This is a genomic window from Neobacillus sp. PS2-9 (genome assembly GCF_030915525.1).
Taxonomy (GTDB): domain Bacteria; phylum Bacillota; class Bacilli; order Bacillales; family Cytobacillaceae; genus Neobacillus.
The window spans coordinates 3,158,717-3,172,568 of the sequence record NZ_CP133269.1; the positions used below are offsets into that span (position 1 = coordinate 3,158,717).

A 13,852-nucleotide genomic window follows, 5' to 3' on the forward strand; every position below is an offset into this window, starting at 1 on the left:
TCCTTTTCTAGTAAAAAGCTACACAATTACTTTATTTTCTAGAAATGAATGTAATGCTAAATTGCATTCTCTAAAAATCATCATTTATCAACAATTTTCACGATCCACAAACTAAGCAAAGGATTTTTTTCAGAATTACATTATTCTTATATAATAAAAAGCTATTTTCTTTACACTTATAAAAAAAAAATCCATTTTTTAAAATGGATTAGAGTTATATTATTTTTTTTGATAGTCCTTCTCCCCGATATTCTTTAAAACAAATACATCCATTAAACTCATGTATTCCTGAAATAAGTATACTTCTCTCTCAAACTGTCAATAACATTACCAAGTAAAGTATTCGGAGAGGTGTAAATGAATGAAGGGAATTTATTTTGTTAATAATCGAATTTGTATCAATGGACTATCAAAAGAAGAAAGTGTTGACCTCCAGGAACAATCAATTAGAAATTTCATGGCAGAGCATAATATTCAAAATACAAAACTCAATCCTTACCAATTGAATGAGTATTATACGGTACCACATGCACTTTTATATGATCTCAAAAAGCATCAAAACAGTTTTGATTGTTTCATTCATTATTCGTTACATGCAATGGAGGATTTTATTTATACATACCCTGCAAAATGGCTTATCTTAAAAAGCTTTTTTAAAGAAGTCATCATTGTTGATAAGCAAACTGATCTAACCATCCAAAAAGTTATCTAATCAATAGATTTTTTCGCTGATTTACGATAAACGTATAAAAAGTTAACCAATAAAATAAAAAGTAAGTAAATACCATATAAACCAAATGAAAAAAGCTTATTGCTACTAAATGTAGCTCCTGCAAAAGATAAAATAAGAGTGTTAGGAAGTTTTCCAATGGCTGACGCAATAAAAAATGGAAGCCAATGGACCTGACTAAGTCCACAAATAATTGTAATAACAGGTGCAGGAATAATAGGAATTAATCGACTGGTTAAAATCGCTAGAAAGGAATTTCTCAACAGGAATTCCTCGTATTCTTTTACTTTTTGATACTTTTCGAGCTTTTTTTGTGCGACATCCCTAAACCCATATCTGCTCAAGTAAAAAAGAAACAAAGTACCAACCATAGCTCCTGATAAGGATATGACTGTACCCATTGGAGCTCCAAAGACAGCTCCAATCCCCCCAGCTAAAATCGGATAAGGAATGACTGGAAAGAACACACAAATAACCACAAGAAGAATACTAATAAAAACAGATAGTGTTCCTCCCTGTTTGACTAATAAAAGCAATTCTTCCTTCCAGATGAATCCAATCATGATAATCAATAGAACAATACTAATACTACTAATTTTTTTTGCCATTGATTACTCCGTTCATTATGATTTATTTAATTAATTGAGTAAGGTAACCAAATCGTTACTGTGGTACCTTCACCATCCATACTTTCAATATTGATTTTTCCATTGTGGCTTTCTATAATACGATAGCTTGTCATTAATCCAAGACCTGTGCCTTTTTCTTTAGTGGAATAGAAAGGCTCCCCAAGTTTAGATAGTCTTTCCTGTGGAATTCCACACCCGTTATCAACTACTTGAACAATAACTCCTGTTTTGTCTTTTGAAATATTTACTTCAATTCGTCCCTGCTCAGTTATTGCATCGAGGGCATTTTGAATGACATTCATGAATACCTGCTTGAGTGAATTCGGATCCCCTTCTATTGCAGGAATGAATTCACTGGAAAAGAAATTTAGTTCTTTATTCATCATAAGTGCTTCTGTCTGTAAAAGTTGCACTATTTGTTTCACAACATCATTAATATGAACAAATGTCGTTTTTTCTGTATGGGGCTTCGCCATTGTTAAAAACTCTGAAATTATACTCTCCACCCGTTTTAATTCATCTAGGATTACCTTTAGGTATATCGGGTTGATTTCATTTTCAGAATGTAACAGTTGCATAAAACCTTTGATTGGTGTTAAAGGATTACGAATTTCATGAGCTACTGCAGCAGCCATTTGCCCAACAACTGCCAACTTTTCAGATTTTCGTAACATTTCGTTTGTTTCCATTCGTTGCTGGATATCTCGAGAAACGGAAACGATTTCTTTCGGTTCACCACTCTCGTTATCAGATAAGGTTTTTGTAGTTGATTCAATCCAAATATAGGAACCATCCTTTTTCCTACATCGATATGTAATTAATTGCGAATCTTGATTAGCTGAAAGACGGTACTGCCTCCTCATTTCATCACGATCATCTGGATGGATAAATTGACTTGGATTTTTACCAATTAATTCGAAAGGTTCGTAGCCTAAAACCGTTTTTACCGATGGAGATACGTAGAGATATGTAAAATCTACTTTGTGTAACATAATCATATCTGAAGAGTGCTCTGCAAGAAGACGGTATTTCTTCTCACGATGTCTAAGTGCCATCTCCATCTGTTTCTTCTCTGTAATATCCAGTACTTGACCTAATAAAAATTCCTCACCAGTAGATTGTTCTCGAACTCTTGATACATTTAAAATACCTGTTTTAATATCTCCTACCTTATGAATAAATCTTTTTTCAAGCTGATACTCATCTCTAATTCCGCTTAAAATTCCTTCAAACAATTGGGCATCCATTGGCATATCCTCTGGATGTGAGAAGAATTCAATTGTAAGTTCTGAGATTTCATCCATCGTGTAACCTAAAAAGTCACAAAAAGCCGGATTGTATTGTATTTTTGATAAATCTATTGAAGCAATTACTTGTGGAATTCTAGACTGATAAAAAACCTCATGATATAGAGTTAAATTAAACATCAAAACCCCCAAAAGAGTGACATCCGTCAAAAATATTCTTCATTAGTATAAAGCTAAATCCACTTTTCTTAAAGTATAACTATTCAGAAATTTCATGTAAAAAAAGCCTTTTATCAATTGATGAAAGACTTTTTTCCATATTCTATTAAAATGCGGTTCTAGCACCAAGATACCTAGGTTTCCAGTATGAGTTTGTCATATCAGCGATGGAAACGCCAGAAGACCCCGCTTGGATAAACTTATTATCCCCTAGATAAATTCCAACATGTGTGGGACCGGGTGCATATGTCTCAAAAAACACAAGATCTCCAGGCAATGGGGTACTAATCACTTTTAAACCAGACCATTGTGTTGCCGCTGTTCTAGGAATGGTTATCCCGACTTTATTAAACACATAACTAGTATATCCACTGCAGTCGAAACCTGCCGGCGTCATGCCACCCCATAAATACGGTGTACCAATATATTTTTTTGCTTCAGAAATAACCAAATCAGCTTTAGACACAGTAGTTTCAGGTTTTGGTTCAGATATTGATGTCAGTGAAACCTTTAATACTTGTCCGATATAGATAGTATCTGAAGTAATGTTATTAATAGATTTTAGTTGAGCGATTGATAGTTGAAAGCGGGTACTTATGCCCCAAAGAGAGTCACCTTTTTGGACTGTATAGGTGGTTGTGGCTGTTTCATGGCTATGTGGTGCCAATAATGAGAGTTTTTGATTTACATAGATTGTATCACTAGTAAGTTGATTCCAAGCTTTTAAATCAGCAATCGATACTTGATTACTTTGCGAGATTTTCCAGAGGGTATCACCCGATTGTACGGTATAAATATTTTCATGTGCACTTGCATTCCCACCAAAAGAAGTTAATAAGATGCCGGCAGTTGTGACTACAGTCAGTAGATGTTTTTTCATGGATGGCTGCTCTCCCTTAAGTTGTTTTGCCTCTCTATCATAAAGGAGAATGAAATTGGATGAAATCCCAAAGATATGGTTTACATGGAAGAAAATTCACCAACTGGAAAAATTATTATTTTTTATAAAAAAGGCAGTGTTAAAGAACCCTGTTGATTGGAGCGGAAGGCGCGAAGACTCCTGTGGGAGAATGGTTCAGGGGAGACCCCGCAGGCTCGTTTCTCCGAGGAGGCTCACCGAAACACCCACGAACTGCTCGCGCCTGGAGCGGAAATCCACAGACAAGTTTACAAAGCCATAAAAAAACAAAAACGTAATGTAGAAATATTGTAACAAACCTTTCATCCACGGTGAGATATCAAAACTATAATAAACCTATAGAAACACTTTTTATGTTTTATAAAATAATTATGAATCTTGGTGATGAAGATGCAAGGAATTGGAAAAGGACATCCTCATGGCATGGGACACCCTCATGGACATGGAATGCAGAATGGTATTGATTATGACAAAAACCCCTTTATTGTTATTTGGGAAGTGACAAGAGCTTGTCAGCTTAAGTGTGTTCATTGTCGGGCCGATGCACAGCTTACGGCAGACCCAAGAGAGTTGTCACACGAAGAAGGAATCCATTTAATTGATCAAATTTACGAGATGGATAATCCTATGCTTGTGTTCACAGGCGGTGATTGCATGATGCGAGAGGATTTATTCGAACTTGCTGATTATGCAGTCAAAAAAGGTATGCGTGTGTCTATGACACCTAGTGCGACTGCTAATGTAACCAAGGAGAAAATGGAGCGTGCCAAGGAAGTCGGGCTATCACGGTGGGGCTTTAGTCTAGACGGACCAACGCCAGAAATACATGATCATTTCCGTGGAACTCCTGGTTCATTCGATTTAACTGTCGAAAAAATTAAATATCTAAACGAATTAGAAATGCCATTGCAAATCAATACTGTTATCTCCCGTTACAACTATGATTCACTTGAACAAATGTCAAAATTAGTAGCTGATCTTGGTGCGGTTATGTGGTACATATTCTTACTAGTGCCAACTGGAAGAGGTCAAATGGACGCTTGTATTTCTCCAGCTGAGCATGAAAAAGTTTTTCGTTGGCTGTATGAACTAAGCAAAACAGCACCATATGATATCAAAACTACAGCAGCACAGCACTATCGTAGAGTCGTCTTGCAGCAAAAAACCCGTGATCAATTAATTGATAAAGGTGAAATCCATTACGAAGATTCTATTACTACAGATTTTGCCTCTATGCATGATGGATTAAAGCGTGCGCCGAAGGGTGTGAATGATGGAAATGGCTTTGCGTTTGTTTCTCATATTGGAGATGTCATGCCTAGTGGACTCCTTCCAATTGTAGGTGGAAATATTCGCGAAACACCACTGGCTGAAATCTATCGAGAATCAAAAGTATTTAAAGAATTGCGCCAACCTGATAATTATAAAGGTAAGTGTGGAGTTTGTGAGTATAATAAGATTTGCGGAGGATCTCGCTCTAGAACCTATGCTGTAACAGGTGATTATATGGAAAGTGAGCCATTCTGTGTTTACATTCCACAATCCATGCGTAATAAAGAGACAGCCCCATTGGCATAATCTCGAGGCATTCCATAAATGGAATGCCTTTTTGTATATCTGTTTATTGGTTAAGTTTCTTTCTTTTTGGGTAACTTGTTTTTAGGAAACTTTAATTTGAAAGGATCATTTTCCATGCAGCACACCGATTTGAAAGAAAAACAAGTTTCTACCGCCCTTTTTCAATTCATCTTCCCCATTTCATGGGAGGCCAGTAGTAGTCAACACTTCTCAGACTATTTACAAACTCATGATTTTGCGCCGTTTCAATTAAATGATTTCAATAAAGAAACGGCCTATTATGGCAGATACAATGTTAACCATAATGAATTGGAAGCTTTTTTCCTTCCTATAACGAATACGATTCTATTCCCAAAAGATACTCAACCAAAAGGGCTTCACAGGTACTCTAAAAATCTCAACCTTGATGCTTCTATGATCGTTTTGAATACACCAATCCCTTTTCAGATTCACTCGGTTGATGTTTTTATTTGTCCCTATGAACTTGGTTTTATAACGATACGGGCTGAAATAAACCATTTACCATTTTCTCAAGTACTTGAGTTTGCTAATTATTTTCGATTTCTTGATTCCACTCCTACGGTTAAGCAAACAACTGAAATTTCATTTAACGAAAAAACGTACTCAACTGTAGGAGATTTCGTGTTTTCTACTTTAGTTCCACCCTTACAGAAATTTTTGTGTAAAGAAGCAGTTTCGCTGCTGACGCCTAATAAAATGTATGTTCATTCGTTTGTTTCTTATCAGGAGGAAGAAGTTAGAGTTCCTATGACTTTTGATGAATTAAGCTTTTCAATTTTTTCAAATGACAAGCAAATTGAGAACAATCGGTTGATTAGCCAATATTATGGACCATACTATTATTCAGTGATAATCAATCTATTTCATCAATTGGTCTTTTTAAAAATTGCTAAAACGTATTCGGAAATAAATATTGATGAGGCAACCAACGAATTTGAGCGGCTCAATTATATGATCAACTCTTTTACTTCTAATTACTATTTCAATATTTTTCCTGCACAAACCAAAGGTCACGAACTCTTTAAGCAATTAAGAAATAGTTTTCAAATAAATCATTTATACACCAATACAAAAGAAACTCTTTTTAGCCTTTTTAAATATGAAGAAAATATCATTACAAAAAGAGACAGCTTATTACTATTAGTCTTAACCTTATATACGGTTGTTTGTGGCATATTCAGTATGAACCTCTTTACCCATGATTTAAAAGGGACGATCCATTGGGATCATTTCAAGTCATATAATCCTTTCGAATATTTCACTGTTTTTATTGTATTTAGTGGAATCATTACAGTATTTTTTCTTGGCCTGCAAAGTTTGTATCAAGGGTTGCAGAAGCGGAGAAGCCGTCAAAGGTGGGTTCGAGAAAGTGTCTTAATAAATAAAAAAGATAAACTTTATTGATTAATGCTGTTTTTTGAAACCCTATCCTTTATATTGTAGGTAGTATGTTATCAATAAGGAGATTGTATGATTAGAACCATTGCAGTAACCAATAGCTATGAAATTGTTAGAGACATTGACATCTCTCAACTCGTCAACGGAGATTATCAATGGTATTGGATTGATTTTCATGAACCAACAAATGAAGAAATTGAATTTCTAAGGACCCCTCTTTCTTTCCATCCGCTTGCCATTGAGGATTGTATTCATCAATTGCAAAGACCAAAGCTAGACTATTATGAAAACTATACTTTTTTTGTCACGCAGGCATTAAATCAACAAACCATCACAAAGGAAGAGCTTGATATCTTTCTTGGTGAAAGGTATGTAATTACCTTTCACCACAACCCATCCTCTGAAATTGATGAGGTATGGAGAAGGTTAACTCTTTCAACAAGCATTGAGAAATGGGACCCTTCCCATGTTTTATATTATGTACTTGATAAAATGGTCGATAATTATTTTCCACTCGTCTATCAAATTGAAGATATGTTAAATGAAATTGATGAGAATTCGAAAAAAAGAACAATGGAAGAATTATTAGAAGTTTTATTTGATACAAGACACCATCTTCTTTCTTTAAGGCATACGATCACACCTATGCGGGATCTTATCTATAGAATCTTAAACTCTCAAAGGGTGACTTTTATAAGAGGAAGAAACGAATACTTTTCAGATATTCATGACCATTTGTTAAAATTAACAGAGATGATTGAAGCCAATCGGGAATTAACAACAGATATTCGTGATAGCTATATTTCAATTAATTCTCATCAGACGAACCATGTCATGAAGGTCCTTACCGTTATAACAACCATTTTCATGCCGCTTACTTTTATTGCTGGCTTGTACGGCATGAATTTCCACTACATGCCAGAGTTAACTTGGAAATACGGCTATTTTGCCACCCTCCTTGTAATGGTACTAGTGGGAATTGGAATGTCCATTTGGTTTAATAAGAAGGGCTGGTTTAAATAAATACCATCCCAACAAAAAAGCGAGCGACTTATTCAGTCGTTCGCTTTTTTCTATTTCCATTCTTCATATGCCACGGTTCCACCGGTTAAGTCGATGGTATTTCGTTCTCCCTTATAATAAGTCTTTCCATCTTTTTTATAAATTAAATTGTCATACGTATACACCTTTTGACCATTTGGCAGCTCTATTACGACCTTCTGCCCTAATTTTTCTGATGGTGCTTCTATTTTTATCGAACTTTGATCATAATAGTGAAAGAAAATAATACCTGCGGCAATAATCAAGCTCATTAGAATGAAAAAGAATAGACCCTTCCAAGAAAATTGCATTGGCTTTTGATTATATAGTTCAACTCTGGTCAACTTTTTCTCCTCCGTTAATTTTCCTAGTCGAATAAATCATTACATTTATACCCACTTTTTCATTTCCTTACTCCTAGGAAAAAATGAATACATGTTACTCTATGCAACCACTTAAAAAATATTGCCTTCATACTGGGATTAAATACATCATTTTCTAAATTTATGTATAATAAGAATGAAGATTCTGAAAGGAGCAAGTGCAATGACAAATACATATACAGAGGACACATTACATTTAATCAAAGAGCTAGTCTCCATCCCAAGTCCCTCTGGTAATACGAATGAAGTGATTACCTTTGTTGAAAAATTTCTTGCGGAGTTACAAATTACTACTTATAGAAACCGCAAAGGCGGTCTAATTGCTTCAATTGACGGGAAAGATTCCAGCAAGCATCGTATGCTTACAGCACATGTTGACACGCTTGGTGCGATGGTAAAGGAAATTAAATCAAATGGCAGATTAAAAATTGATTTGATTGGAGGATTTAAATATAACTCGATAGAAGGCGAATACTGCCAAATTGAAACAAGCAATGGAAAGAAATTTACTGGCACTATTTTAATGCATCAAACATCCGTCCATGTGTATAAAGATGCTGGAAAAGCAGAACGAAATCAGGATAATATGGAAATTCGTATTGATGAAAAAGTCACTAATGCCGAGGAAGTTCGTGCCCTTGGAATTGAAGTCGGTGACTTCGTCTCATTTGACCCACGTGTAGAAATAACACCAAGCGGATATATTAAATCACGCCATTTGGATGATAAAGCAAGTGTTGGCATTCTTCTTCAATTAATCAAGCAAATTAAAAAAGAAAACTTAACCTTACCGTATACCACTCATTTTCTGATCTCAAATAATGAGGAAATCGGATACGGAGGCAACTCCAATATTACACCTGAAACGGTTGAATACTTAGCAGTGGATATGGGAGCTATGGGGGACGGACAATCAACCGATGAATATACCGTGTCCATATGTGTGAAGGATGCAAGTGGTCCCTATCATTATGAAATGAGAAAAAACTTAGTTCGTCTAGCACAGGAGAATAATATTGGGTACAAACTTGATATTTATCCGTATTATGGTTCAGATGCATCAGCTGCGATCCGCTCTGGTCATGATATTGTCCATGGATTAATTGGTCCTGGAATTGATTCATCTCACGCTTTTGAACGTACACATCAATCATCCATCGAAAATACAGCTAAGCTTCTCTACCATTACGTACAATCCTACTTAGTTCTTTAAAATGGTTACAGGTAAAGGCCAAGTGTTCACCACTTAGCCTTTTTTCTATCGAATTTTCTAATTAAATAATGAAAATTTAATTGTATCCTCATCTTATTTTAATGTTTAAAAAGGCAAATCGCATTATGATAAGTAAGTTCAAATTTTTCAATGGGGTTGAACCACCATGTTCAATAAATTTAAAGTTATCTTTTCAAATCAAAAGCTTAAATGGTTTGGACGCTTTGTCTATTATTTTCTAATTCTACTTTTATTATTTTTCATGTATGGATTTAATGACGCAAGCGCCGGCACCTATATTTACAATGATTTTTAATAGGAGGCAGCTCTACCATGAAACTTTTACATCACATTAGAAACATTGCACATATACAGCCAAACAGTATTGCTTATATCACACCAAACCAGGAAATCACCTATGGAGAACTTTGGGATCAATCTGAGAGGGTTGCTGCCTTCATAAAAAAACAAACATTAGAAAAGCAATTACCAATCCTACTTTACGGTCATATGGATGTATCCTTAGTCGTCTCATTTTTGGGAAGTGTAAAAGCAGGGCATCCCTATATCCCGGTGGACATATCTATCCCGCCTGAGAGGATTAATCATATCATCACAAGTGCGAAACCAGGGTTAATCATCAATACAACAAATCAACTATTACCTTTTAATGACTGCAATGTCAGAACAATAGCATTTGAACAGATTCTGGTTGACCTTCCCGCAACGGGGCCAGTAGATCAATCAAATTGGGTTAAAGGTAACGATAATTTTTATATCATTTACACATCCGGGAGTACGGGAACTCCTAAAGGTGTTCAAATATCCGTTAATAACTTACAAAGCTTTTTAGATTGGATGGTTGAGGATTTTCCAATTAACGGCCAGTTAAGATTCTTGAACCAAGCACCCTATTCCTTTGATCTTTCTGTAATGGACCTGTATCCTGCTCTTATGACTGGAGGAACACTTTTTGCCGTTACAAAAGAAATGATTGAAAAACCAAAGTTTCTTTTTGAGGAATTGCGACGCTCGAATGCTCATGTTTGGACATCTACTCCTTCTTTTGCACAAATGTGTTTGATGGATCCATCTTTTAATGAAGAGCTGCTTCCCGAACTTTCAGTTTTTTTATTTTGCGGAGAAGTGCTACCTCATGGAATCTGTCAGCAACTGATGACTCGTTTTCCGCGTGCCAAGTGTTTTAACACGTACGGACCGACTGAAGCGACTGTAGCTGTCACATCCATTGAGATATCCAACGAAATAATGAAGGACTTTCCTACACTTCCTATTGGGAATCCAAAGCAAGATACGCAGATTTTACTTCTGGATGAGAATGGCAACCTTGTGTCCAATGGTGAAAAAGGTGAAATAATCATTGTAGGGCCAGGTGTCAGCAAGGGATATTTGGGTCAACCAGAGCTAACTGATAAAGCATTTTTCACATATAAAGGTGAACAAGCCTATCGCACAGGTGATGCTGGTTTTATGGATTCTAGAGGGTATCTTTTTTATCAAGGGCGAATCGATTTCCAAATTAAACTTCATGGCTATCGTATGGAATTGGAAGAAATCGAATATCAGCTTTCACAATCACCATTTGTCCAGTCAGCACTTGTAATTCCGATAGATTCTGGGGAAAAGATTGAGTACTTACTAGCAGCTATTATCCCGGCAAAACACACCTTTGAAAAAGAATACCAATTAACAAGCGCCATAAAAAAAGATTTAAGCAGAATGATTCCTGCTTATATGATACCGAGGAAATTCACTTATTTTAATGAACTTCCGATGACGGCAAATGGAAAAATGGATCGAAAAAGAATAAAGGAACTGGTTTTGCTATGACACCCTATGGCTCCTTTACTTTCTTTTTCATCGTCGCCATCCTGTTAACACCAACGATTGTACTAGGGTTACTAGGGAAAAGATTTTATCGCTATAATTTGCTAGTTACAATTATTGGCTTAAGTCTCATTTTTGCATCCAATTTACAAGGTACGATTGCATTAATCCTATTTATCATTTGGCAGATTATCTTATTTTATGGGTATATTCACTATAGAAGGAAGGCAAATGGAGCTATCATTTTTTATTTGGCTGTTTTCCTTTCTATCCTTCCATTAGGCCTGTCCAAGCTGATGCCATACTTTTCACAAGTTAATTGGATTGGTTTTCTTGGTATTTCTTATTTAACGTTTAAAGGCACTCAGTTAATTATGGAAACTAGGGACGGCCTCATTAAAAAGGTTCCCCCCCTCTTCCAGTTGTTATATTTTTTATTATTTTTCCCCACCATCTCATCTGGTCCCATCGACAGATATCGTCGGTTTGAAAAGGATGCGCAAAGGGAGATACAAGGAGAGGAATATAAAGTCCTTTTATATGAGGGAATCAACAAAATTTTCCTGGGCTTTTTATATAAATATATAATTGGCTATTCTATTAACCACTTTTTTATCGCTAATCTAAGATTTATTGCACATAGTGAGTTTCAGCATCATCTTTACTACATGTATGCGTATAGCTTTTATCTCTTTTTTGATTTTGCAGGCTACAGTGCATTTGCCATTGGTGTTAGTTATTTGATGGGAATTAAATCCCCTGAAAACTTCAATAGGCCCTTTATTAGTAGAAATATCAAAGACTTTTGGAATCGTTGGCACCTAAGTCTTTCATTTTGGTTCCGAGATTATGTGTATATGCGTTTTGTTTTTTGGATGACCAAGAAAAAGTGGATTAAAAATCGAAATGTTGTTTCCAACCTAGGTTACATCCTTTTATTCATGATTATGGGTGTCTGGCATGGTTTAGAAATTCAATATATTCTCTATGGAATATATCATGCCTTACTAATGGTCTTATACAATTCGTTTGAGCAGTTTAATAAAAAACATAAATGGTGGCCGCAAAATAAATTCACTCATATATTGGCCATTGTCATTACCTTCCATTTCGTTTGTTTTGGTTTTTATCTTTTTTCTGGACAACTATTTAAAGAAGGAGTCTAAATATCATGAGTATAGAATTAGTCGAATTTAAAAATGAAGTTATTGAAATCTTAGCAGAAGTTTGTCAAGACGAGGTTGTTAAGGAAAACCCCGACGTTGATCTATTTAAATCCGGTCTATTAGATTCATTCGGAACAGTTGAATTGCTAATCCAAATAGAAGAACGTCTAGGTATTCTTGTACCCATTTCTGAGTTTGATCGGGACCTTTGGAATACACCTAACAATATTGCTTTACAGCTGGCTGATATGAAATGAATAAACCGCTTTTCGCACCATTAATCCTAGCTTTCATTTTCTTGATAACTTTGGTTCTCATACCTAATCAGTTCATAGAATCGATGATACCGAAATCTAGAATCAGTCAAGCGGCAACAGAATTAAACCCTTTTATGTTTCAAGGAAAGTTCGTTCAACAAAAAATGTTGGAGGATCCACAATTCTTGCCTATTTACGGATCGTCCGAGCTAGCAAGGTTGGATCGCTTTCATCCATCCAACTATTTTAAAGAGACAAATGCCGATTTCACGCCTTTTCTCATTGGAAGAGGTGGAACTGAATCGTTAATACACTTATTAAATTTCTCTGAACATACTAAACAATTAAAAGGGAAAAAAATCGTTTTCGTTTTGTCACCACAATGGTTTCAGCCGAACGGGACTGACGAATCTCACTTTGCTCCTAATTATTCAGCCTTACAAGGATATGATTTTGCTTTTAACAAAAATATTGATCCAGTAATTAAAAAGAAAGCAATTAAACGATTATTAACTTTTTCACCAATCGAAAATGATCCCATTCTTTCAACCATCTATAAAGCAGAAATATCAAAGAACCCGTGGGTGAAACGGAAAGCTTCATTTGTGCGTCCTTTTGGATATGCTTATCGAGATTTGCTAGAAAAGAAGGATCTATATTATACGTTAGCAGGCGGTATTCACCGAAACCAGGATATTTCTCCTAAAGTAAAAAATAAATCTTGGGGGGAATTAGAGTCTTTAGCAGTCCAGTTTGGTGAAAAAAAATCGACAAACAATCACTTTTATATAGCAAATAACCAGTACAGTAAAATAAAAAAATTGGTCCCGTCATTGAAGGATAAAAAACAAGGTTCCACTTATGGAGAATCCCCAGAATATGAGGATTTTCAATTAGTTCTCGATGTGCTTAAAGAAAATGGTGCTCAACCATTGTTTATCTCCGTTCCAGTGAACGGAAAATGGTATGACTATACTGGTTTTCCCAAGGAGGGCCGTTTCTCCTATTATCAGCGGATAAAAAATCAAATTGAGTCTGAGGGATTTCAAGTAGCGGACTTTTCCAATCATGAATATGACCCTTACTTTATGAAGGATACAATTCACATAGGTTGGAAAGGCTGGGTATATACGGATCATGCGATAATTGATTTTTATAGAAAAGATAATGCTAACAATGAGGTTGTTCGAAAATAGTAGCCAT

The 13,852-nt window shown here is 35.5% G+C and carries 15 protein-coding genes; 11 read left to right on the forward strand and 4 right to left on the reverse strand.

Annotated elements, in window-relative coordinates:
- Nucleotides 1-361: 361 nt before the first annotated feature.
- Nucleotides 362-712, forward strand: a complete 351-nt coding sequence (locus RCG25_RS15970; RefSeq protein WP_308079815.1) for a hypothetical protein — start codon at nucleotides 362-364, stop codon at nucleotides 710-712.
- Here RCG25_RS15970 and RCG25_RS15975 read toward each other — a convergent pair.
- The 3 genes from RCG25_RS15975 to RCG25_RS15985 form a co-directional block, all read right to left on the reverse strand.
- Nucleotides 709-1,338, reverse strand: a complete 630-nt coding sequence (locus RCG25_RS15975; RefSeq protein WP_308079816.1) for a TVP38/TMEM64 family protein — start codon at nucleotides 1,336-1,338, stop codon at nucleotides 709-711. The two genes, RCG25_RS15970 and RCG25_RS15975, sit on opposite strands and share 4 nt — an antisense overlap.
- Nucleotides 1,339-1,364: 26 nt before the next feature.
- A complete protein-coding gene (locus tag RCG25_RS15980) occupies nucleotides 1,365-2,786 on the reverse strand; it encodes a PAS domain-containing sensor histidine kinase (RefSeq protein ID WP_308079817.1) in 1,422 nt (473 codons plus the stop codon).
- A gap of 145 nt (nucleotides 2,787-2,931) precedes the next feature.
- Nucleotides 2,932-3,705, reverse strand: a complete 774-nt coding sequence (locus tag RCG25_RS15985) for a C40 family peptidase (RefSeq protein ID WP_308079818.1) — start codon at nucleotides 3,703-3,705, stop codon at nucleotides 2,932-2,934.
- A gap of 55 nt (nucleotides 3,706-3,760) precedes the next feature.
- Between RCG25_RS15985 and RCG25_RS15990 the strand changes: the two genes are divergently transcribed.
- From RCG25_RS15990 to corA, 4 genes are all read left to right on the forward strand, one after another.
- Complete coding sequence (locus RCG25_RS15990) at nucleotides 3,761-4,006, forward strand: hypothetical protein (RefSeq protein WP_308079819.1); 246 nt, start codon at nucleotides 3,761-3,763, stop codon at nucleotides 4,004-4,006.
- 161 nt (nucleotides 4,007-4,167) lie between these two features.
- Entirely contained in the window at nucleotides 4,168-5,322 is a 1,155-nt protein-coding gene (locus RCG25_RS15995; RefSeq protein ID WP_308084197.1) for a TIGR04053 family radical SAM/SPASM domain-containing protein, read from the forward strand.
- Nucleotides 5,323-5,418: 96 nt separating this feature from the next.
- Complete coding sequence (locus tag RCG25_RS16000) at nucleotides 5,419-6,747, forward strand: hypothetical protein (protein WP_308079820.1); 1,329 nt, start codon at nucleotides 5,419-5,421, stop codon at nucleotides 6,745-6,747.
- A 66-nt stretch (nucleotides 6,748-6,813) separates the two neighbouring features.
- Nucleotides 6,814-7,764 (forward strand): magnesium/cobalt transporter CorA, encoded by a 951-nt coding sequence (gene corA, locus RCG25_RS16005; RefSeq protein WP_308079821.1) that lies wholly within the window; start codon nucleotides 6,814-6,816, stop codon nucleotides 7,762-7,764.
- Between the two features lie 50 nt (nucleotides 7,765-7,814).
- Here the strand turns inward: corA and RCG25_RS16010 are convergent, their stop codons facing one another.
- Nucleotides 7,815-8,126, reverse strand: a complete 312-nt coding sequence (locus RCG25_RS16010) for a hypothetical protein (protein WP_308079822.1) — start codon at nucleotides 8,124-8,126, stop codon at nucleotides 7,815-7,817.
- A gap of 202 nt (nucleotides 8,127-8,328) precedes the next feature.
- On the opposite strand from RCG25_RS16010, the gene RCG25_RS16015 reads away from it, so the two are divergent.
- The 6 genes from RCG25_RS16015 to dltD all read left to right on the forward strand — a co-directional run bounded on the left by RCG25_RS16015 (nucleotide 8,329) and on the right by dltD (nucleotide 13,845).
- Entirely contained in the window at nucleotides 8,329-9,378 is a 1,050-nt protein-coding gene (locus tag RCG25_RS16015) for a M42 family metallopeptidase (protein WP_308079823.1), read from the forward strand.
- A 166-nt stretch (nucleotides 9,379-9,544) separates the two neighbouring features.
- Complete coding sequence (dltX, locus tag RCG25_RS16020) at nucleotides 9,545-9,694, forward strand: teichoic acid D-Ala incorporation-associated protein DltX (RefSeq protein WP_308079824.1); 150 nt, start codon at nucleotides 9,545-9,547, stop codon at nucleotides 9,692-9,694.
- 17 nt (nucleotides 9,695-9,711) lie between these two features.
- Nucleotides 9,712-11,229 carry a D-alanine--poly(phosphoribitol) ligase subunit DltA gene (gene dltA, locus RCG25_RS16025; RefSeq protein ID WP_308079825.1) on the forward strand — a complete coding sequence of 506 codons (1,518 nt, stop codon included), beginning with the start codon at nucleotides 9,712-9,714 and terminating at the stop codon, nucleotides 11,227-11,229.
- A complete protein-coding gene (gene dltB / locus RCG25_RS16030) occupies nucleotides 11,226-12,392 on the forward strand; it encodes a D-alanyl-lipoteichoic acid biosynthesis protein DltB (protein WP_308079826.1) in 1,167 nt (388 codons plus the stop codon). Before dltA ends, dltB begins: the two co-directional genes overlap by 4 nt.
- 5 nt (nucleotides 12,393-12,397) lie before the next feature.
- Entirely contained in the window at nucleotides 12,398-12,649 is a 252-nt protein-coding gene (gene dltC, locus RCG25_RS16035; RefSeq protein WP_308079827.1) for a D-alanine--poly(phosphoribitol) ligase subunit 2, read from the forward strand.
- On the forward strand, nucleotides 12,646-13,845 hold the full coding sequence (gene dltD, locus RCG25_RS16040) for a D-alanyl-lipoteichoic acid biosynthesis protein DltD (protein WP_308079828.1): 1,200 nt from the start codon (nucleotides 12,646-12,648) through the stop codon (nucleotides 13,843-13,845). The genes dltC and dltD overlap by 4 nt, the downstream gene beginning before the upstream one ends.
- The last annotated feature ends 7 nt before the right edge of the window (nucleotides 13,846-13,852 follow it).

What these genes read in the sequence shown, in the direction of transcription:
- RCG25_RS15970 (WP_308079815.1), top strand. Translation starts at nt 362, where the DNA reads ATGAAGGGAATTTATTTTGTTAATAATCGAATTTGTATCAATGGACTA.
- RCG25_RS15975 (WP_308079816.1), bottom strand. Translation starts at nt 1,338, where the DNA reads ATGGCAAAAAAAATTAGTAGTATTAGTATTGTTCTATTGATTATCATG.
- RCG25_RS15980 (WP_308079817.1), bottom strand. Translation starts at nt 2,786, where the DNA reads ATGTTTAATTTAACTCTATATCATGAGGTTTTTTATCAGTCTAGAATT.
- RCG25_RS15985 (WP_308079818.1), bottom strand. Translation starts at nt 3,705, where the DNA reads ATGAAAAAACATCTACTGACTGTAGTCACAACTGCCGGCATCTTATTA.
- RCG25_RS15995 (WP_308084197.1), top strand. Translation starts at nt 4,168, where the DNA reads ATGGGACACCCTCATGGACATGGAATGCAGAATGGTATTGATTATGAC.
- corA (WP_308079821.1), top strand. Translation starts at nt 6,814, where the DNA reads ATGATTAGAACCATTGCAGTAACCAATAGCTATGAAATTGTTAGAGAC.
- RCG25_RS16015 (WP_308079823.1), top strand. Translation starts at nt 8,329, where the DNA reads ATGACAAATACATATACAGAGGACACATTACATTTAATCAAAGAGCTA.
- dltX (WP_308079824.1), top strand. Translation starts at nt 9,545, where the DNA reads ATGTTCAATAAATTTAAAGTTATCTTTTCAAATCAAAAGCTTAAATGG.
- dltA (WP_308079825.1), top strand. Translation starts at nt 9,712, where the DNA reads ATGAAACTTTTACATCACATTAGAAACATTGCACATATACAGCCAAAC.
- dltB (WP_308079826.1), top strand. Translation starts at nt 11,226, where the DNA reads ATGACACCCTATGGCTCCTTTACTTTCTTTTTCATCGTCGCCATCCTG.
- dltC (WP_308079827.1), top strand. Translation starts at nt 12,398, where the DNA reads ATGAGTATAGAATTAGTCGAATTTAAAAATGAAGTTATTGAAATCTTA.
- dltD (WP_308079828.1), top strand. Translation starts at nt 12,646, where the DNA reads ATGAATAAACCGCTTTTCGCACCATTAATCCTAGCTTTCATTTTCTTG.